The sequence below is a fragment of the Haladaptatus ordinarius genome, from assembly GCF_054177595.1.
The window spans coordinates 1-20,067 of sequence record NZ_JBPEHH010000075.1; the positions used below are offsets into that span (position 1 = coordinate 1).

General features: G+C 59.5%; 18 protein-coding genes. 6 read left to right on the forward strand and 12 right to left on the reverse strand.

All coding sequences use genetic code 11. The features are described 5' to 3' along the window. Window positions 1–344: 344 nt before the first annotated feature. Together ACR3FF_RS20055 and ACR3FF_RS20060 are read left to right on the forward strand one after the other, a co-directional pair. Window positions 345–1,151: a DUF8054 domain-containing protein gene (locus ACR3FF_RS20055; protein WP_472850160.1), complete on the forward strand. Its 807-nt coding sequence runs from the start codon at window positions 345–347 to the stop codon at window positions 1,149–1,151. Window positions 1,152–3,101: 1,950 nt separating this feature from the next. Further along, on the forward strand, window positions 3,102–4,343 hold the full coding sequence (locus tag ACR3FF_RS20060; RefSeq protein ID WP_458189896.1) for an orc1/cdc6 family replication initiation protein: 1,242 nt from the start codon (window positions 3,102–3,104) through the stop codon (window positions 4,341–4,343). Between the two features lie 713 nt (window positions 4,344–5,056). On the opposite strand, the gene ACR3FF_RS20065 is transcribed toward ACR3FF_RS20060, so the two are convergent. The 9 genes from ACR3FF_RS20065 to ACR3FF_RS20105 form a co-directional block, all read right to left on the reverse strand. Further along, window positions 5,057–6,049: a S1C family serine protease gene (locus ACR3FF_RS20065; RefSeq protein WP_458189897.1), complete on the reverse strand. Its 993-nt coding sequence runs from the start codon at window positions 6,047–6,049 to the stop codon at window positions 5,057–5,059. Window positions 6,050–6,207: 158 nt separating this feature from the next. Next, window positions 6,208–8,268 carry a formate dehydrogenase subunit alpha gene (fdhF, locus tag ACR3FF_RS20070; protein WP_458189898.1) on the reverse strand — a complete coding sequence of 687 codons (2,061 nt, stop codon included), beginning with the start codon at window positions 8,266–8,268 and terminating at the stop codon, window positions 6,208–6,210. Between the two features lie 163 nt (window positions 8,269–8,431). Then, complete coding sequence (locus ACR3FF_RS20075) at window positions 8,432–8,749, reverse strand: DUF7853 family protein (RefSeq protein ID WP_458189900.1); 318 nt, start codon at window positions 8,747–8,749, stop codon at window positions 8,432–8,434. A gap of 163 nt (window positions 8,750–8,912) precedes the next feature. Next, window positions 8,913–9,287 carry a winged helix-turn-helix transcriptional regulator gene (locus ACR3FF_RS20080; protein WP_458189901.1) on the reverse strand — a complete coding sequence of 125 codons (375 nt, stop codon included), beginning with the start codon at window positions 9,285–9,287 and terminating at the stop codon, window positions 8,913–8,915. Window positions 9,288–9,602: 315 nt separating this feature from the next. Then, the gene (locus ACR3FF_RS20085) at window positions 9,603–10,157 is read right to left on the reverse strand and encodes a class I SAM-dependent methyltransferase (RefSeq protein ID WP_458189903.1); all 555 of its coding nucleotides are present in this window, start codon (window positions 10,155–10,157) and stop codon (window positions 9,603–9,605) included. Between the two features lie 40 nt (window positions 10,158–10,197). Continuing rightward, a complete protein-coding gene (gene trxA / locus ACR3FF_RS20090) occupies window positions 10,198–10,596 on the reverse strand; it encodes a thioredoxin (protein ID WP_458189905.1) in 399 nt (132 codons plus the stop codon). Window positions 10,597–10,798: 202 nt separating this feature from the next. Next, the gene (locus tag ACR3FF_RS20095; protein ID WP_458189907.1) at window positions 10,799–11,167 is read right to left on the reverse strand and encodes a DUF7970 domain-containing protein; all 369 of its coding nucleotides are present in this window, start codon (window positions 11,165–11,167) and stop codon (window positions 10,799–10,801) included. After that, window positions 11,164–11,997, reverse strand: a complete 834-nt coding sequence (locus ACR3FF_RS20100) for a ParA family protein (protein ID WP_458189908.1) — start codon at window positions 11,995–11,997, stop codon at window positions 11,164–11,166. Before ACR3FF_RS20100 ends, ACR3FF_RS20095 begins: the two co-directional genes overlap by 4 nt. A gap of 339 nt (window positions 11,998–12,336) precedes the next feature. Beyond that, window positions 12,337–13,311 carry an ornithine cyclodeaminase family protein gene (locus tag ACR3FF_RS20105; RefSeq protein WP_458189909.1) on the reverse strand — a complete coding sequence of 325 codons (975 nt, stop codon included), beginning with the start codon at window positions 13,309–13,311 and terminating at the stop codon, window positions 12,337–12,339. A gap of 72 nt (window positions 13,312–13,383) precedes the next feature. Between ACR3FF_RS20105 and ACR3FF_RS20110 the strand changes: the two genes are divergently transcribed. The 3 genes from ACR3FF_RS20110 to ACR3FF_RS20120 all read left to right on the forward strand — a co-directional run bounded on the left by ACR3FF_RS20110 (window position 13,384) and on the right by ACR3FF_RS20120 (window position 17,146). Continuing rightward, on the forward strand, window positions 13,384–14,529 hold the full coding sequence (locus ACR3FF_RS20110) for an NAD(P)/FAD-dependent oxidoreductase (protein ID WP_458189910.1): 1,146 nt from the start codon (window positions 13,384–13,386) through the stop codon (window positions 14,527–14,529). A 79-nt stretch (window positions 14,530–14,608) separates the two neighbouring features. After that, window positions 14,609–16,657, forward strand: a complete 2,049-nt coding sequence (locus ACR3FF_RS20115) for a S9 family peptidase (protein ID WP_458189911.1) — start codon at window positions 14,609–14,611, stop codon at window positions 16,655–16,657. A 72-nt stretch (window positions 16,658–16,729) separates the two neighbouring features. Continuing rightward, the gene (locus tag ACR3FF_RS20120) at window positions 16,730–17,146 is read left to right on the forward strand and encodes an SPW repeat domain-containing protein (protein ID WP_458189912.1); all 417 of its coding nucleotides are present in this window, start codon (window positions 16,730–16,732) and stop codon (window positions 17,144–17,146) included. Here ACR3FF_RS20120 and ACR3FF_RS20125 read toward each other — a convergent pair. The 3 genes from ACR3FF_RS20125 to ACR3FF_RS20135 form a co-directional block, all read right to left on the reverse strand. Continuing rightward, complete coding sequence (locus tag ACR3FF_RS20125; RefSeq protein ID WP_458189913.1) at window positions 17,143–17,379, reverse strand: hypothetical protein; 237 nt, start codon at window positions 17,377–17,379, stop codon at window positions 17,143–17,145. The two genes, ACR3FF_RS20120 and ACR3FF_RS20125, sit on opposite strands and share 4 nt — an antisense overlap. 67 nt (window positions 17,380–17,446) lie before the next feature. Beyond that, on the reverse strand, window positions 17,447–17,761 hold the full coding sequence (locus ACR3FF_RS20130; RefSeq protein ID WP_458189914.1) for a HalOD1 output domain-containing protein: 315 nt from the start codon (window positions 17,759–17,761) through the stop codon (window positions 17,447–17,449). A gap of 163 nt (window positions 17,762–17,924) precedes the next feature. Next, entirely contained in the window at window positions 17,925–19,280 is a 1,356-nt protein-coding gene (locus ACR3FF_RS20135; protein WP_458189915.1) for a hypothetical protein, read from the reverse strand. A 134-nt stretch (window positions 19,281–19,414) separates the two neighbouring features. Between ACR3FF_RS20135 and ACR3FF_RS20140 the strand changes: the two genes are divergently transcribed. Beyond that, window positions 19,415–19,828, forward strand: coding sequence for an EamA family transporter (locus ACR3FF_RS20140; protein WP_458189916.1), 414 nt, complete (start codon window positions 19,415–19,417; stop codon window positions 19,826–19,828). The last annotated feature ends 239 nt before the right edge of the window (window positions 19,829–20,067 follow it).

Here is a 20,067-nt window from a genome sequence, read left to right on the forward strand (position 1 = left end):
GTGGACAAATTCACTGAACGCCCAAGAAACAGACATTGACTGGCGATTCACATCCGAAGATGCACGAATCAAACTACGCCGACTTTATCCTACAATTGATAGTTGACAATGCACTAGTCACGGATACGTCGTCTGACTCGGTTCCAGTACGAACGACACTTCCTCCAACCTCAGCGCTTCCCCATTACAATCACGGCAACGGTTCTAATTCGACGACGGCGGCCGCGCCCGATTTACGCCGTCACGGAAGACGATAGCTGACGCCGGTCGCGGTCGAAATCAATTTTCTTCAGTATTAATCAGCAATAAGTATATATTGTCGAAGCGAAATAGTCGAGAACGAAATGAGCGTGGTGCTTTCACGGTTCGTCGAACGTTTTCGACAGCCCGAGTACACTGGAGAGAACCGCTGTACACCCTGCACGATAGTAAATGTGGTAATCGCGGTTGTGACGAGTGCAGCCCTCACGTTCGTCACACCCACACTTGGTGTCACTTTCTTCGTTCTGAGTTTGGTTGCGATCTACGTTCGTGGCTATCTTGTCCCCGGCACGCCGGCGTTGACGAAGCGATACTTTCCCGACTGGTTACTGCGGTTGTTCGACAAACAGGAGATGGCGACGCCGACACCGCAAGAGACGGACCGCGAACCCGAGGAAGTTCTCAGCGAAGCGGGCGTCATCTCTCCCTGTGAGGAAATCGACGACCTCTGTCTCGACGAAGCGTTCAGAACGACGTGGCACGACGCGATGGAACGTGTCATGGAAGAGGGCGCCGAAAAGAGCGACCTGAGCCGTATCCTCGACACTGACGAGAAAGAACTCGAATTCGAAGAACACGACAACGCTTTCCTCGCCAGAATCGGGGGGCGGCGAATCGGTCAGTGGGAATCCCACGCCGCACTGGTAGCCGACCTGGCTGCTGCCCGCATTCTCAGCGAGCGTTACGCCGACTGGAACGAACTCAGCGTGGACAACCAGAGTCGAATCCTGAGCGGCCTCCGAATTTTCCTCGAAACCTGCCCGGAGTGTGGTGGAATTATCACGGTCGAACAGGAGACCGTCGAATCGTGCTGTCGTTCGATAGACGTCGTAGCTGCGACGTGCGAAGGATGTGGAGCACGCCTCCTGGAAGTCGAGCAGAACCAGTAATCGTAATCGAGAGGCGGGTATCACTGCCGTCTGCCGATTCGTCGGCTGACAGTTCGTTCGAACACACAATCGCGCGGCGACAAATCAATTGTGCGACGACGAGTCAACCGAGGCGATACGGCGAGGGCACGTGTGACACCACCGTTTCCGTTGTTTTGGCGCGGGTATCCAGGTTCGTTTCCGCGTTCGTAGACAACTGTTTCGTGACGCCGGAGAAAGTTCGTGTGGTTCCGTGGGGGGGACCGTGTGATGCCGCGAGGAGGAAACTCCGTGCCACCGTAGGGAATCGTACGCGCCACCACGGGGAGGGAGGCAGGAACGCTCGAACCTCACGTGGAAGAGGGGATGCTTACCTGGAGAAGAGGGATGCTCACGGGAAAGGAGGACACTCACGTGGAGGGAAAACGACACCCTCGGAGCCACTGGAATGAAACCTATTCTCGGACGAGGGCGATTCTCGTTGGGAGGCGGTCTTCGGGAGGTGAACCGACGAGTACTGTCAGTACTGTAACCCTCGTCAGACACCACCGTTTCCGTTGTTTTCGAGAATCAGTGGACCTGTGAATCAGCCTCTTCCGCTGGACCGACCGGATAGACGCTCGTGAAATCGCAGTCGCGAAGTTCGGTGAACTGTAACGCCGCGTACCGAAGGCTGTTCCGGCAAAATTGTCGAGATGAGAACGAAGTTCGTGTTCTTAAGTCTAGTCGAGTCGGAGATAGTTCTACGTTGAGTCAGAGATAGTTCTACGTTGAGTCAGAGATAGTTCTACGTTGAGTCGGAGATAGTTCGAGACGAACGTTCCGTCGAATCTGGACGTTGTTCAGTCGGACGGGAGAGCAGCGGTGACGGGCACTTGCTGGCAAAATCGTAGTGGTTCGTCCGAAAGTAATGGATTCCGTGCGCGTACTGCCCGATTTCCCTTCAGAACGACCCCGTGATTTCCGTTGATTTTTGACGGGATACGAGGTCGACGAACACCACCATTTCCGATGTTTCGGCGCCACAGACACATGGTGAGATATATTTGATAATTAGTCGGGTGCCACGAGACAGAGACCCCACAATTTCCGTTGTCTTGAGCTGAGAAGGATGGAGCCGGTAGATGAGCGTGTCAGTCGAAGTTGATATGAAAGGTGAGTCGATGTCGGAGCGCGAGAAGAATCGAGAAAGATGAACGAGTCTAGTGGAGACAGGGTGGAAGAAAACTCGAATTTGGGTGAGGTCGTGGAGTGGAGTAAACGGGAATGGTCGACACACACCCACCCCACCGTTTCCGCTGTTTTGTGCCGAGAGTGAAAGCGTAGACGAACCGTGAAGGCAATGTTTAGGAAACTTTTGTCTAGTTCAACTCCGTTCAACTCTAAAGTAGTTCCCAGTACGGATAGGGTTAAACGCTATCAGTAATAAATCTTTCCTAATCCATAGACTCGCTCTCCCTTCCTACCTGTTCTTCTAAACACAGGAAATGGTGGGGTGGGTGTGTCTTTATAAAGGACGTCAATATCTCCGCCGCCCGATTTTGGCCGAAAAGGCACTGTCCCTTCCTAGACGACTCGAAACACACATCGAACATCGGAATCAACCCCACCGTTTCCGTTGTCCATCAGCACTTCCGTCGCTCATCGAATTTCCGCCGTCCGTCGACAATTCTCACCGATGGCCTTGTATCTCCACCGACGGTGATAGCCGTGCGTCCCCACCGACGGTTACCAATGGAAAGTTGGTTGCAGCAATTTCGATGGAACGACGGGTTGCTTCGGTAGACCGGCCACGGAGCGGTTCGAAGTGTCTCGCAGTATTCGACTATCCGAACAGCGATGAACACGGCCAACGATTCGGACACCGGAAACACCGCACCCCATCAAATCACGGTCCTATATAAATCCAGTGGAACAGAAGAAACAACGGACGCCCCAGTTTTATATACTCGTCAGTGATACTGTGTTGTAATGTCATCGTTCAGTTTCGACCGGGACAACTCTCTCTACAAAAATCGAGACGCTCTCTTGGAGGAGTACACCCCGAACAACCTCGTTGGGCGAGACGACGAGCTCGAGGAATATCACGCCGCACTTCAACCGATTATAAACGGCGAAGCTCCGTCGAACATCTTCCTCTACGGGAAAAGCGGCGTCGGAAAGACCGCCGCGACACGATTTCTCCTCAACCAACTTCAAGAAGACGCCGCACGATACGAGGATATCTCGCTTTCTGTCATCGAAATCAACTGCGACGGTCTCAATTCGAGTTACCAGGTCGCGGTTCGGCTCGTCAACACCCTCCGCGACCCTGCCGACCAGATCAGCAACACGGGTTACCCGCAAGCACAAGTCTACAGTTTCCTCTGGGACGAACTCGACAAAGTTGGCGGAACGATAATCATCGTGCTGGACGAAGTAGACCACATCAACGACAATTCTATCCTCTATCAGATTCCCCGGGCTCGGAGCAACGGCTACCTCGAACACGCCAAAATCGGACTCATCGGTATCAGCAACGACCTCTCGTTTCGTGACTCCCTGTCGGCGAAAGTTCGCTCGTCGCTCTGTGAGAAGGAAGTCTCGTTTCCGCCGTACAACGCGACTGAACTTCAGAAAGTCCTCGGGCAGCGTGAACAGGTCGCGTTTCACGACAGCGCGCTCGCGGAAGACGTGATTCCACTCTGTGCCGCCTACGGTGCACAGGACGCTGGTGACGCCCGACAGGCACTGGACCTACTCCTCGAGGCGGGTGATCTCGCCAGAAAGGACGCTTCCGAACAGGTCGTCGACCAGCATGTCCAGGAGGCACGTCGAAAACTCGAACGAGACCGTATCATGGAGGGCGTCGCTGACCTCACCCAACATGCCCGACTCATCCTCTACGCTCTCACGTCTATCGAAGCCGAGGGAAACACGCCCGCCCGGTCGCGTGACATCCGCCCGCGCTACGAGCAGTTGTGTAATCACATCGGTACCGAGGCGCTGACGAGCAGACGAATGCGCGACCACCTCGCCGACCTCGCCATGCTCGGGGTCATCTCTTCGACCGAAAAGAACGAGGGAATGTCGGGTGGGAAGTACCGAGAACACGCTCTCAAACAGGACCTGCAACTCGTCGTGAGCGCGCTCGAAGAGACCATCGAACTCGCTGGCGTCCACGAGAGTATCCGTCCGTACTACCAATCACTCCTGGAAGAACGAGATGCCTGAGGTTTCCCCTCCTCGTCGTTCGATCTAACACGGTCACCTGGAATCCGATTCGCACGACATTTTCAGTCAACCTGCTTTTGTTTGTCTTCAATCTGATTATGTACGTTTCAAGTCTGCTTTTGTTTGTGGCTTTATAACAAATCGGCTATCGTCTGTATCGATGGGCACCCGGGCGACCCACGAACAACTGAACGACCACTGCAACTGAACGATCACTGACCGATAGACGAACCACCGACTGATGAAAATACCCGGCTTTCGCCCGACTACGCGCCGTCAAACACCACAATTTCCGTTGTTTTCGTAAGCAACGTTCTACGATTATCACCATCTCCGGAGTTCTCTCTGTCGATATCTCTCCGAAATCGTCCCCTCACGAACACGCTCATCGAACGGCCGGCAGTGCCGACTCGTTCGACTCTACTCCTCGTTCCGATATTACCCGACGAACTTCACGCTGGGTAGTTGTCGCGATTCGAACGCGTATCGGTGTAGACGGGGGTTACTGCTCGAACTCTCAGCCAGCGCTCACTGCCGAATCGAATGCGGCGGCGAACACCACTATTTCCGTTGTTTAGAAATAAATGATAACCAGATTGACATCGGCACTTCAGTTGACTCGGAGGGTACGATTCACACGTCGAATACTCCGGCTCGAAAGCTAGCGGGTATCGTTCGGATTCGACTCTCGTCGTCTCTCGACCAGAACGCCGTCACTCTATCGAGATACCGACATTCCCTCTACGAGCGCGTGCTGGCCGCTCTCCGAGGGTTATCGTTTCGGTCATCGCGACTCCATTACGGACGAGGTCGACTTCGATTTCTTCTCCGGAGGTGGTCTCCGTGATGAGAAATCGCGTCAACTCCTCGTGTGAACGGACGACACGGCCGCCGAGTCCGACGATGACGTCGCCACCGACGGGAATCTCTCGGCCGCGATGGGTCCGAACCGCCTCACATCCGATGAGTGCCCCGCTCGCCGGGCCGAGTCGTACGTCCACGACGAGGACTCCTCCCGACTCATCGAGTTCGTTCGCCTCGGCGACGAGCGGTGAGACGTCTAACGTCGATACCTTGAGGTACGGGTGTCGGTAGCGACCCTCCGACACGAGGTCGGGGACGACTCGTGTGACGATAGCCGCCGAGATGGCGAATCCGATGTTGTCACCCTGGCGTGCACGGTTGACCCCGACGACTTCTCCGTCTAACGTGACGAGCGGACCGCCACTGTTTCCGGGGTTGATAGCGGCGTCGGTCTGCACCGTATCCGGGATAGCGAACCCGTTTCCGGTCGGTAGTGAGCGATTCGTTCCGCTGACGACGCCCGTGGTGATGGTTCCATCGAGACCCATCGGATTTCCCAGCGCGGCAACCCGCTGGCCGGGTGTCGGTGTGTCTTCGGCCATCTGAAGCGGCTTCGCGTACGGTGGCGGCTCGCCGACCCGTACCACGGCGAGGTCGGTGTTTACGTCCCGTCCGACGACACGTCCGGTTCGCCAGTCGCCGTCGCTGAATCGAAGTTCGATTTCATCGGCGTCACCGACGACGTGGAAATTCGTGACGACGTGTCCTTCGTCGTCGTAGACGAACCCCGACCCCGCACCCGTTCGTACGGGCCCCGTGACGTTCTGTGGCGTAACGTATATCGACACGACCGACGAAATCGTTTCGCTGTACAACTGTTCGTACGTCTTTGACTCGCTCATTTTCTACTCCGGCCTATCGAAATCGTATCGAGAAAACCGGACTTACCTCGAGTAAGTACCGAACACGTTTAAGCGTGTCACTCGTTCACCCGGCACGAACTGCGGGAGTAACTCCGACTCTCGTCCAGTCTCGACTTCTATCCCGTGTCTCTTCGTATTTACTCTGCGCTGCTTACCCGTACCACGACGTGCTTGTACGTCGGAATCTTCGACTCCGGGTCGAGTTCGTCGCCGGTCAGTCGATTGACCATCGGGTCGGTAAAGTGGAACGTGAGGAACACCGCCCCCCGTCGAATCGCTGGTGTGACTGCCGCCACCGCCTCCACGCGACCGTTCTCGTTTTCGACGACGACGTCGTCACCGTCTTCGATACCGAGCGTCGCTGCGTCGTCGGGGTGTATCTGGAGGGCGTCCGTGCTTCGGAGGCGGGTCAGCACGTCCGACCGCCGGGTGACGGCTCCGCTGTTGAAGTGCTCGATGACGCGCCCGGTGGTCAACACCAGTTTTCCGTCGTCGACGTCCCCATCGCTCCCCCCGGTCGGTTCGACGTGTTCGACCGGAACGAGCGGAACACGTTGCTGGCCGTTGGCAAACTCGTCGCGATGAAGGACGCCGACGCCCTCGCTCGCACCCTCGGGGAACGGCCACCGTTGACTCCCCTCGCCGATGCCGTCGTAGCTCATTCCGGCGTACGGTGGTGTCACCTGTGTCAACTCCTCGAACACTTCGGCCGGGCCGTCGTAGTCGAATGCGTCGTCGGCCAGGTCCGAGACGGCCGCCGCCATTCGGCTCCCGAATTCACAGAGGATGTCGAGGTCGGTCCGTGCGTCGCCCGGTGGGGTGGTGGTCGAGCGCATTCGTTGTACCTGCCGGTCGGTGTTCGTGACGGTTCCGGCTTTCTCGGCCCACGAACTCGTCGGAAACACGACGTCGGCGTGTGCCGTCGTCTCGGTCGGGAAGATGTCCTGGACGACGAGGCAGTCGAGTGCGTCGAGTTCGTTCGCGGTTCGAGTCGCGTTCGGTTCCGTCATTCCGATGTTCTCGCCGAACACGAACGCGCCGCGAATCCCCTCGCCGAACTCGTGGGTCATCTCGACTTCGGTCAATCCGGGTACGGCGGGTGGTTCGACTCCCCACACTTCGGCAAGCGATTCCCGAACGTCGGTATCCGTCACCGAACGATATCCCGGTAGCACGTCGGGCAGCGCACCGACGTCGCTCGCTCCTTGCACGTTGTTCTGGCCGCGAAGCGGATTGACGCCGACACCACGCTTTCCGATGTTCCCGGTCACCAGCGTGAAATTGAGGAGGGCGTGGACGTTCGTCGTCCCGTATCGATGCTGGCTCATCCCCATACCCGTGAACGCCGCCGCACGGTCTGCGCTGCCGTAGACGCGCGCGACCGTTCGAAGGTCGTCCGGGTCTACTCCCGCGAGCTTTGCACACTCGTCTACGTCGAGGTCTGTGACGAACTCGCGGTAGTCATCGACGTCCGAGACGCGTTCTCGCAGGAACGTCGCGTCTTCCAATCCCTCCTCGAAGATGACGGCACACATCGCGTTCAAAAGTGGAATGTCGAATCCCGGCTTGACGGGGAGGTGGTGGTCTGCGGCCTTCGTCGTCCGGTTTTCCCGCGGATCGATGTGTATCAGCGTCGCTCCCTGCTTGACCGTCGGGGCGATGTACGAACTGAAGATGATGGGGTGTTGTTCGGCGGGATTCGCGCCACAGACCAGAAAACAGTCGGCTTCGACGAGGTCTTCGAGGGTGTTCGTCATCGCGCCCGCGCCGAACCGAGACTGCATCGCAGCCACCGTGGACGAGTGACAGAGACGTGCGCAGTTGTCGACGTTGTTCGTCCCGAGCGTGCGAGCTAGTTTCTGGTAGACGTAGTTCTCTTCGTTCGTACATCCGGAGGATGCGAAAAAGCCGAGCGAATCAGGGCCGTGCTCGTTCAGGATTCGACCGAACTCCCGTTCGACCAGCGAGAGTGCCTCGTCCCACGAGACGGGGACGAGTTCGCCGTCTTTGCGTACTTGCGGTTCCGTCAGTCGTTCGTCGTGTCCGAGGACTTCGTAGGCCGCGACCCCTTTGGGGCAGAGTTCACCTCGACGGTTGACCGGCGCGTGCCATCCTCGACCCTTCCCGGACTCTGCACGTCTGACACCACAGCCGACGCCGCAGAACGGACAGATACTTTTCGCGTCCTCGTCAGGCATATCTGTTCCTGTGAACGCGACCTGCTGAGGTTTACCGGAGGCGTCTCCTCGTCCCCATATCATTCGACCGACTCCGAGTGAGAGCGTAATCGGATACGAACGACAGGGAACCCGGAGACGGAATGCAGAGATAGCGAATCGAAACTCGAATTCGACACGACGGTCACCGCCGTGTCGGATGGATACGGTCTATCTTCTCGACGACGCGACGTGCCAGCGGGCGGTCACGGTCGGGTGTTCGGTCGTCCCGAGCATGACATTCCAATTCGTACCGGAGCCGGTTGAGTTCGAACTCGGTGAACACGAACTCGTCTCCTTCCATCGTATCGAGGAGGACGAGTTCGACGTCAGGGGCGGGCAGTTTCGTCTCCGGAAGGACGCCAGCCTCGATGTACTGGAGGAGCGCCACGTGGACCACCCACTGCTCTTCGCGGGTCAGATGTAGTTCGACGATGGGGGTATCGTGGGTTACTGGGGCCATCGTTCGATTTCTATTTGTTATTCGGTTACGCTACGTTAGTCAGTAGGAAATGGTTACATATATGGTGTGCTAACTTGGCGCACAGTAGATTACCGAACAGTAACGGCAATGCGGGTGAGACGCGGTGACTGCAATCGATTGGTCGTCCCGTTCACAGCTCGATTCAAGCGAGCGAATCGCTCTTGCTTTCTGCGGGAGCGAGATACTCCGTCCCCCAGTCGTGCATCGCTACGACGACGGGTTGGAGCGACTCGCCGTACTCGGTCAACGAGTACTGGACGCGAATCGGTTTCTCGTTCACGATTTCACGCGTAACGAACTGATTTTTCTCCAGATTTTCGAGGTTGTCCGAGAGGACTTTGCTGGAGATTCCATCGACTGCAGCCTTCAACTCGTTGAACCCACTCGGTCCGTGAACGAGCAGTCGGTGAACGATGACCGGGTGCCACTTCTTACCGATGAGCGACGTCGTCGACGTGATGGGACACCACTCTTCGCCCGCACACCAGACTTCGAGTTGCTCTACCGGTTCTCCCATGTCTCTCTATTGGACTTCCACGACGATATAGTCACCTCTCGTAACGAAGTCGTTCTTGGTAACTGCCACTTCGAGTTTTGCCGTTCCCTGTGAACGCTCCGAGCCACCCTCCTCAGAGATGATATAGCGAAATACAGTGTATGACGGACGCCACCCAAAACGCACCCGTTACCACACCAGCTACTCGTCGATTCCTCGACCCTGGCTTCTCGGTCTGGTTCGACTGTGACGTTTCGTAGACCAGCAGTCCGTCGGGGACTGTGACGAGAAGAGACCCCCGTCTTCTCACGTTTTACAGCACTCTCGGACCGTTCGTCAGCGTTCGACGACGAGGACGAACGTATCCGGTCGCTCCGCACCGTATCCTACCTCGAACCCGGCCGTTTCTGCCATCTTTCGCGCCGTTTCGAGGTCGTATCGCTCTTCGAGAGGTGGCCCATCGTCTCCGTTGCCGTCGCCACTCCAGTCTGCGACGACCAATCGACCACCCGGTCGCACGGTTCGCGCTACTTCGGCCAGCGAGTCCTCGCTGGCGAATTCGTGGAACGTCATCGTCGAGAAGACGGCGTCGAGTTCGCCATCCTCGAACGGCAAATCGGAGATGTCCGCCGTGACCAGCGAGACGTTTTCCGGAACGCCCTTCTGGCGGTAGTGGTCGTGCATCGCTTCCTGTACGTCCACCGCGTACACGCTCCGGACGAACGGTGCCACGTCGTCGGTGTAGAAACCGGTGCCGCTTCCGAGGTCGGCGACGACGTCGGCGTCGTCCGTATCGAGGTGGCCGACCAGTTCTTCACGTGAGACGAACCGATATCGGTCCGGCTCTTCGAGTTTGCTCGCTTTTTCGGCGTCGAACGTATGAAAACCCATCTCGTCTATCTCTGTCTGCCGCTACGATAAAACGTTGCCCTCAGGCGAACTGTTCGACGAGGTTCGTGAGCGTCGACTCGTCTTGCACACCAACCATACGCTTTACCATTTCACCATCGGAGTACAGCGCGAGCGTCGGCACACCGCGCACGCCGTTCTGTTGAGCGAGCATCTGGTGTTGGTCGATGTCTACCTTCGCAACGACTGCGTCCGTGTTCCGTGCGATGTTCCCCACTATCGGTTCGAGCATCTTGCACGGTCCACACCAGTCCGCGTAGAAGTCGACCAGCACCACGTCGTACTCGTTCGTGATTTGGTCCAGGTGACTGGGACTATCGACGTGTACCGGGTCAGTGGGAACGTTGGCCTCCTCTGCGGAACTTCTGTTCTCTATCTCGGCACGTTTTCGCTGTCGTATCTCTTCGAGTTCGTCGTCCATATACGGCGGGGTAGGTCACACAGCGACTTAACGGTTTTGTAAGGGCGATACAATACACTGCGAAATTTGTCGGGCGCTTCTGTCCAGGCTCCTTCACGGGACTTTTCGATTCGTTCGACGGCCCGGGGCGACGTTCTACAAATTCAACCCGAATATTCGTCTAGATAGCTATCGGGATATCCACGTGACGGAAGCGACGTGTTCACCGACGGCCGTATCCCCACTCTTCCATCACACGCCGAACGTCGTCGACGTTCTCCAGACCAGCACGGATGAGCGCCTCGCGTACGTCGAGGGCCATCACCTTGTCGCCGGCGAACGCCTGACTCAGTTCGCGTTCGAGGTCGTCGATTTCGGTTGCAGTGTCGTCTTGAACGTACACCGGGACGGCTTCTCGGTCGGCTTTGACCGTTCGCCGAGCGAAGATGAACGGGAGCGCCGTTTCGTTCTCGGTCGTCACCGGTCCGTCTGTCGTGTCGCCGTTCGCACTCGGTGGTTTCTCGGACCCGTAGCTGTCGACGTCGTCGCCGTAGTCGTCGTCGGTCGCGCCGTACCGGTCGTCTTTGGTCATGCTTCGGCCTCCACGTCGACGGTTCCGTGTTCGATGATTTTCGCGAGATGTTCGAAGTTCGCGAGCAGGTCGTGTTCGTACTCCCGCAGGTCACGGGTGTCCTCGCTCTCTGCGAACTCGAATACGTTCATCTGGTTTTTCCACGCCTCTTTCAAGACGTCGCGCTTTCGCACGCCGAACGGGGTAACCGGCTTACCGCCCGCTTCGAGTTCTTCGCGCGTGTCACGGTAGATGTTGGAGTCCCCGACTTCGTTCGGAACGACGGCGAGGATGCCCAGCGTGAAATCGTCGTCAAACTTCCGGAACCCACGTTCCATGCTGTCCAGCGTGTCTTCGAGACCTTCGATGGAGATGCTTCCCTTTCTGGTGAGTTCGATCGGGATGACGACGTTTCGCGCAGCGACGAGTGCGTTGTCCACGAGAACGTTCAGTGTCGCAGGTGGGTCGATGATGAAATAATCGTACTCCGACGCGAGCGGTTTGAGCGCAGACCGAAGTTGGAACTCCCTGAGCGAGGTGTTCCGTGCCGCCATCTCGCTTTCGATGTTCGCGAGTCCTTCGTGGGACGGAAGGAGGTCGAAATCCCCTGCCTCTACGATGAGCGAGCGAACGTCTTTTTCGTCGTCCAACAGCACGTGACCCAGGTGGTCTCGGTCGCCAGTCTTCAACTCCTGATAGCTGACGTGGTCGGTCAAACTCCCCAGTTGGGGGTCCAAGTCGATAACGAGAACCCGTTCGCCCCGTCGTCCCAGCGCGGCGGCCACGTTGGTCGCCATGGTGGTCTTGCCCACCCCGCCAGATTCGCTCCACAGTGTGATTGCCCGTTTCATACAGTCGGTTTCTATACGCTTACCCCTCATAAATTCTCGTCAGACGATAAGGTTGAACTATCCGGATAGCTATCTATATGGGTTGCTATCTAGATATATTTCTAGATATCTGGATGGGTAACCGATTCACACAGCACTCTCTCGACTGAATTTTGTTTTACGGCCGCCGTTTACACTCGTCACTCGCAGAAACCTCGGAAGAAATCTGTCCAGAAATCCCACCGGATACCTTCTCGGAAATCTCCTCGCATCACACACACCGCGTTTATCGCACTCGCAGTCCTCCCGGAGAGCTATCCGGATATCTCTGGAGAAATCTCGAAAGAGACGCTGTTCACGTCACAGGTCGATTTCAGTCCCTCTCCCCGTCTCCTCTGCGCGTGCGAGGAGGTGTTCGCTCGCGGCGGCGTCCAACACCGCAGACCCGACGCTCTCGACGACGACGATTTCCGATTCGGATGCACGCCCGGCATGTCCCTCGAACACGTCCGAAAGCGGTACGAGGTCCGTCTCCGTGCGCTCGCTCGCCCGCAGGTCACCGATTTCAGCGACCTCTTCTGGAACGTCGGCGAAGACGCGGTCGGCGCGCTCGAACGTCGTGGCGTCGAGTTCGCGCATCTCTGCGGTGTACGCCCCGATGGCGACGACGAGCGCTCCGGGTTCGAGCGCGTCGCCCGGGAAGACGGGCGACATCGCTGTCGTCGCCGTGACGACGACGTTCGCGTTCGAAACGGCTTCGCGTGGCGTGTCGACGGCCTTCGCAGGAACGTCCAGTTCTGCTTCGAGGTCTTCGGCGCACTCGCGTTTCGATTCGCTGGGGGAGTACACGCGAATCGATTCGATGTCCGTAGCAGCGGCGATACAGCGGGCCTGCCATCTCGCCTGCGTTCCAGCACCGACGACCGCGAGTGTAACCGGCGACGTAGCGAGTTCGGCGGCAGCGAGGCCGCCGATACAGCCGGTTCTGGCGTTCGTGACCCTCGTGCCGGCGACGAACGCGGCTGGTTTCCCCGTCTCGGCGTCAGTGAGCGCAATCTGTGCGTTCACGGTCGGGAGCCCTCTCTCGACGTTTCCCTCGTGAACGCCGACCAGTTTCGTCGCGTAGTGACTCGCACCGTGGATGTACGCGGGCATGACGAGGCCCGTCCCGAGCGGATCTTCGCCCACCAGACCCGCACCGACGGGGAAATGCGGGCGGTCGGGGCGTTCTACCTCGTCGCGACCCTGCTTGACGAACGCCTCGCGGACGACGGGGAGCAGCGATTGTACGTCGAGCAGAGAGGCAACGTCGGCGTCGGAGAGGATTCGAACCATGGTCGTCTTTCGTCCCCCCTGGTCTTAGATTCCGGCGATGGAACCATTATCCGGGAGTTCCTACGCCACTGCATGCAAGTCGTCGTCGTCGGTGGCGGTATCGTAGGCTGTGCGGGTGCGTACTATCTTGCCGAGCGAGGGGCCGAGGTCGTCGTCTGTGAGCGTTCGAACGTCGGTGCCGGAAGCACCGAACGCTCGGCGGGAGGCATCCGGGCCCAGTTTTCGACGCCCGTCAACGTCGCGCTCTCGCAGGCGAGCATGCAAGTCTGGGAGCGATTCGAAGACGAGTTCGACACGGACATCGCCTATCGCCGCCCCGGATATCTCTTTCTCGCCAGAGAGGAAACGACTGCGGAGGGGCTCGCCGACACCGTCGCCATGCAGAACGAACGGGGTATCCCGAGCCAACTTCTCGCTCCCGACGAAGCCCGCGAGCACTGCCCCGGCCTGCGGAGCGAGACCTTCCACGCCGCGACGTACTCTTCGTCGGACGGCTTCGCGGACCCGCATCTCGCGCTGCAGGGATTCGCCATGGCTGCTCGCGAAGCAGGGGCAGAGATACGAACCGGCGTCGAGGTCACGGACGTGCTTCGCGAGGATGGCGCCGTCGTCGGCGTCGAGACAACCGAGCGCAGAATCGACGCCGATTTCGTCGTCAACGCCGCCGGCCCGTGGGCCAGTCGCGTCGCCGAACTGGCTGGAATCGACGTGCCGGTCGTCCCCGAACGCCGTCAGATCGCCGTCGTTGACCCCGAAACGCCGGTACCCGAGACGGTGCCCCTGACCATCGACCTCGACACGGGGTCGTACTTCCGGCCGGAGCGAGAGGGAGCAACACTCGTCGGCGGCCATTTCGGTCGGTCGTCTACCGCCGACCCGGACGCGTACGACCGGTCGACCGACCTCGATTGGACCGTCGAGGCGCTAGAGCGCGTCTCGGAATGGACGACCTACTTCGGCCCACAGTCCCGCATCAGACGCGGCTGGGCGGGTCTGTACGCCGTCACACCCGACCACCATCCGATACTCGAAGAGACGATACCGGGATTCGTGAACGCCGTCGGATTCTCGGGACACGGATTCCAACACGCTCCCGCGACCGGGCAACTCGTCGCGGAACTCGTCTTCGAGGGTACCGCATCGCTCGTGGATATCTCTGGGCTGGACAGCGCGCGATTCGCGGAGGGACGGACGGTAGAAGAGCGAAACGTAGCGTGAGTCGTTCGGTTGGGCGAAATACGTCGCCCAACTTGCTGGCGAACGTACAACTATAACCCTCGCGTGAGACGTGTCACCAATGTCCGAGACGTTCGAACTAGAGGACTTCTACGACCTGACGCTCACAACCGACGTCGCGCTCTCGCCGGACGGCAGTCGACTGGCGTTCGTCGCCGACGAATTCGACCGCGAGGAGGACGAGCGACGAACGTCACTGTTCGTCGTCCCGACCGATGGAAGTGACGACCCGCATCGTCTCTCACGAGCCTCCGATGCCTCGTCGCCGAAGTGGTCGTCGGATGGGTCGAAACTGGGCTTCCTGGCCGCGCGCGAGGAGGACACCGCACTGTCGGTGCGGGACGATACCGAAGACGAGAATGGTGGTGACGACGAGGACGAGGCTGTGAGTGCTGGTGACGACGACGAACCCAAACCCCAGTTGTGGGTGTTCGACCTCGAACGCGGCGGTGACGCCCGGCAGGTGACCGACCGCGAAGAGGGCGTCCGGGAGTTCGACTGGGGGCCTGAGAGTGACCGACTCGTCGTCTCGGCGCGCGACCCGACAGACGACCAACGGGAGTATCTCGACGAACTGCGGGACGGAGGGCCGGTCGAAATCGACCGTCTCCAGCATCGATTCGACGGGAAAGGATTCCTCGACGACGTGACGACGTACCTGTTCGTCGTCGACCTCGCGTCCCGAGAGGAGTGCAGACTGGACGACGCCTACGGTGGCGGCGCGTACGAACCCATGACGGGGTTGCAACCTGCGTGGGGCACGGAGCGAATCGCTTTCGTCTCGAACCGTACCGAGCGCCCCGACGATTCGGGCGTGATGGACGTGTTCACAATCGACCCGGACGGGAGCGACCTGCGACAGGTCACCGACTCCGAACTCACCGCAGGGTCGCCAAGGTGGAGTCCCGACGGTTCTCGCCTCGCGTTCGTCGGCGGCGACGCCACGAACTGGCACGTCCCGACGCAGGTGTACGTGGCGGACGACGGTGCGTACCAGTCGGTCACGGAGTCGCTCGACCGGACGGTGGCGCACGCGAACCGCCTCCGCTGGGCAGACGAAGAGACGATTTTCGCACCCATCGCCGACGAGGGAAGCGTTCGATTGGTGCGGTGTTTCGCCGACGGACGCGACCCCGAGTTCACCGCCGAATCGCAAGGCGAGTATCGAACGATTCGAACCTTCGACCTCGCGGGGGAGACGGCCGCGTTCCTGTTCACCGAACCGAGAGTGGTCGGCGACCTCTACGCCACGACGGTGAGCGACCTCGACGCCGGTGAACCGTCCCGGCTGTCCGACCTCAACGCGTCGTTCGAGGAATCCCACGCCATGCCCGAGTGTCGGCGGGTCGTCTACGAGAACGACTCCGGCGACGACGTCGAGGCTATTGCCTACCTCCCCGCCGACTTCGACCCCGACGACCCGGACCCGCGACCCCTCGTCGTCTCCATCCACGGCGGGCCGATCTCCTACGACGCACCGGAGTTCCGCTTCGAGTACGCCTACTGGGCAGACCGTGGGTACGTCGTCCTCCGCCCCAACTACCGGGGCAGTAGTTCCTACGGCCGCGAGTTCAGCGAGGTCATCCGTGGCGAGTGGGGTTCGCGCGAAGTCGAAGACGTACTCTCCGGCGTCGACCATCTGGTCGAACGTGGATGGGTCGATTCCGACCGCACCTTCGCCACCGGCTTTTCCTACGGTGGAATCACGACCGGCTTTCTCGTCACGAGCACAGACCGTTTCGCCGCCGCTGCCGCCGAACACGGAATCTACGACCTGCGGTCGTGTTACGGAACCGACGACGCTCACAAGTGGTGGGAGAACGATTTCGGCCTCCCGTGGGAGAATCCGGAGGCGTACGACGCCGCATCGAGTATCACGGACGTCGGTAACGTCGAGACGCCCCTACTGATCACGGCGGGTGGCGAAGACTGGCGCTGTCCGCCCTCGCAGTCCGAGCAACTCTACGTCAGCGTCAAAAAACGAGGCGTCCCGGCGAAGTTGGTCGTCTATCCCGACGAACACCACAACATCGGCGATCCGGACAGAGCGGTTCACCGCCTCGACCAGCTGACCGAGTGGTTCGAAACGCACGATCCAGGTCGGGTGTAATGGTTCATTAGCTCTTGAACGGTCGCGCTACTTATTCACGCGCTCGGTCTACTCTCGTTTGGAGGGATAGTGATGAGTGAAACTGAAACGAGAGAGCGGACGACACGACAGACCGACACTGACGAGTCGAACCTGAGGTGGCTGAGCGGGTTCGTGTCGCTCGTCGGTGCGTGGATATTCATCTCGGCGTTCGTCTACCCGGCGATGTCGGTGACGAGTTACTGGAACAACCTCATCATCGGCGGCGCGATATTTCTCGTCGCGGGCTACAACTACTACCGCATGATGAAGGGGATGTCCGCCAGCATCGGCAGTTCGTCGTTCGTCGCCCTGCTAGGACTGTGGATGATTCTCGTCCCGTTCGTCATGGACGTGGGAACGGCGTTCTGGAGCGACGTCGTCTCCGGAGTGGTCGTCGCCATCGTCGCCGGATACAACGCGTACGCTGGCAGAGAGGCGAGAGCGGCCGCACCCGCTGGAACCGCCTAACGGCGTTCTAGTTTTTCGAGCCGGAACGAGGCGAGATGGGTGCGGGTGACGAGTACCGCGAATCCGACCATGACGAGCGCGAACAGCGCGTGAAAGGAGAGTGCCGTCTCGTGAGCGTACGCGTTCCATAGCTGTGCGAGACCGAGCGCCACCGGGCCGAAGCTGAACAGAGTCGTCTGTGCCGGCAGTTCACGGTACAGTTCGCGGAAAGTAACGGTTGCTTCGTCGGTCATCAATCGGTCCTTGAACCCACTCGTGAGTGCGTCGACAATACCGTTTCGAAATCGTGCGGCTATCTCCTCAATCGTCTTTCGGCGCGTAGATGTCTATCTCACCGCTCCCGTGGACGACGATTTCACACCCTCTGGCGGTAAATACGACCTTACCATCTTCGCGGAGCGTTCCGTCGTGTTTTCGGTCGAAGATGGCGTCGAGTGCGTCCGGGTCGATGCTGTCGTAGAGCCACGTATCCTTTCTTTCGTCACGCCCGACGATTTCTTCCACTGCCCTGATTACTCGCGTACTCACGTCGTCGCAACCGCTCTCGACGCGATACGCTTCGAACTCCCCCCTGTCGAGTTCCGGTAGACGTTCTGTCAGTCGGTCATCTCTCATCGTCACACATTCCTGTATCGTTCAGTTGATGAGTCAATTTAGTCACAAGGATATAAGAATCACGGTTATAATTAAAATTAGCGAACCATACTTTCTATCTCACTTGTGGTGATAGTATCTGACCCACGAATAGCTCCTCGAATCACCGTCGACTCCGGGAATATCAGCGGTTCCCGCCGACGTGACGCCAGACGAGGACCGAGACCGCGAGTGCGACGAGGGCAATCGGCCCGGTAAATCCGGGGAGATTCGACGTCCCCGTCGACGTCGATTCGGTTCCGGACTCGCCGTTCACACCGTTCGACCGGGTCGTGGTTTCACCTCCGCCGCCGTCTACCGTCGTCTTCGTCGATTCGAAAACCCGCCCATCCGCGCCGAGAGAGAGCACCCAGCCGTCTTTCTCATTCGCTCCGAAACCGCCGGTCTGTCCCGCGAGGAGGTATCCTCCGTCGTGGGCTCGAATCGCGGGCCACGGTTTGTCCCACGAATCGCTTCCGTAGACCGTCTCCCACTGCATTTGTCCGTCGGCGCCGGTTTTCACCACGTATCCGTCCGCGCTTCCGATTCCACCAGTCAACGTCCCACCGGTGAACAGATAGCCACCGTCGTCCGTTCGCATGGCCGAATCGAGCCAGTCGTCGCGCTCTCCGCCGTAGCGGTTCTCCCACGCGAGTTCGCCGGTCGCGTCGTATCGAAGTACCCACCCGTCACGCGACGCCCCGCTCTCGGATTCGCCGGTGAGTACGACTCCGCCGTCGCCGCCCGCCGCCGCCCAGATGGCTTCTCGACTCGATCCGCCGCGAGTCCGTTGCCAGCGGCGTGCTCCCTCGTTGTCCACCCGGAGAGTCCACGCATCCTGGCTCGCTCCTTCGACTTCACCAGCGAGGAAGTAGCCGTTCGACGTGGGGACGACCGCTTTCAGTCGTCCGGTTGAGTAGCCATCCGGAGCGGCGAACGTCTCCTCCCACGTCCTCGACCCCGAACCGTCGAACTTCGTAAGCCAGCCTTCGACGCCGGAATCACCCCGCGTCCACCCCGCGAGAACGTACCCCCTACCGTCGCGCTCTATCCCGTAGAATGCGCCGACACCGGGGGTTCGCTCGTTCCGTTTCGAGCCGTCCTCACCCAGTTCGAGTAGCCACCCGTTCGGCGTCCCCTCGCGGTCGGTTCGTCCGGCGACGACGATGCCGTCTTTCGTCGTGACGACCGAGTACAGCCTGTCGGTTCCCGGCCCGCTGAACGTTCGTTCCCACTCCGGTTCGCCATCTGCGCCGATTTTTACGACCCATCCGTCGATTCCGGTGCCGGATCGTTCCGTCTCTCCGGCGAGGACGTAGCCGCCGTCGTCGGTTCGCGCGATGTCGGCGAAGATATCGTCGCCTGAACCGCCGTAGGTTCGGTTCCAGCGTTCGGACGGTGCCGGGTCCGTCTGTGCCTCCAGTGCGCCGCCGGGGAGAGAGACCACCCCCACACAGGACGCGAAGAGAACGACGACCACGAGCGTTGCGGTGCGTGCCATGCGCGGTGGTCGGGGACGACCGAGTTTGTTGTGCCGCTAGTACTCGTCGAGTAGGCCTGCTCTGTGCTCCGGTAGTTGTGGGCTACCCGGCCCGAACCACAACCCATTCTTCGGTGTGGTTCTTGCCCCTCCTCATGGTTCGGACTCCAGTGTTTTTCGCGCTGATCGGAATGGTATCGTGGGGTGCGTGGGCGCTGTTCGCCGACGTCTCGACCCAGACGCTCGCACCGGAAGTGTCGATGGCCGTCTCCTACGCGGTCGGTGTCGGTGTCGCTGTCGTGTACATCGCCAGCAAGTCGGGGTCGGTGACGTTGGCCGGGTCGGGCGTCGCGTTCGCGGTCGCTGGTGGGGTGTTCTCCGGTATCGGCTCCATCAGCTACTACGCCGCGCTCCAACGCGGGAATACGGCCATCGCGACGACGGTCACCGCCCTCTACTTCGTCGTGGCAGCCATCCTGGGTGCCATTTTCCTCGGCGAGACGGTCGAACTGCGCGACTTCGCGGGAATCGGACTGGCTATCGGGGCGGTCGCTCTGCTGGCGACGTGATGTGAATCGGGTTCTATGAATCGTATGTCGCTATATCCTTCCTCACTCGACTTACCTCCACAGGTTCGGAGGATAGAAAAATACAAACCACTAGATCGGATATACGACTGGATTTCGTCGCGTTCAGTCGGTTCTGGCGTCGTCATCTGGTATGACGACGCCGAAAACCGAAGACGCGGTGGACGCCCTGGTCAAGCAAGCTGAATCTCTCTGTGCGGTTCACGACCATATCACCCGCG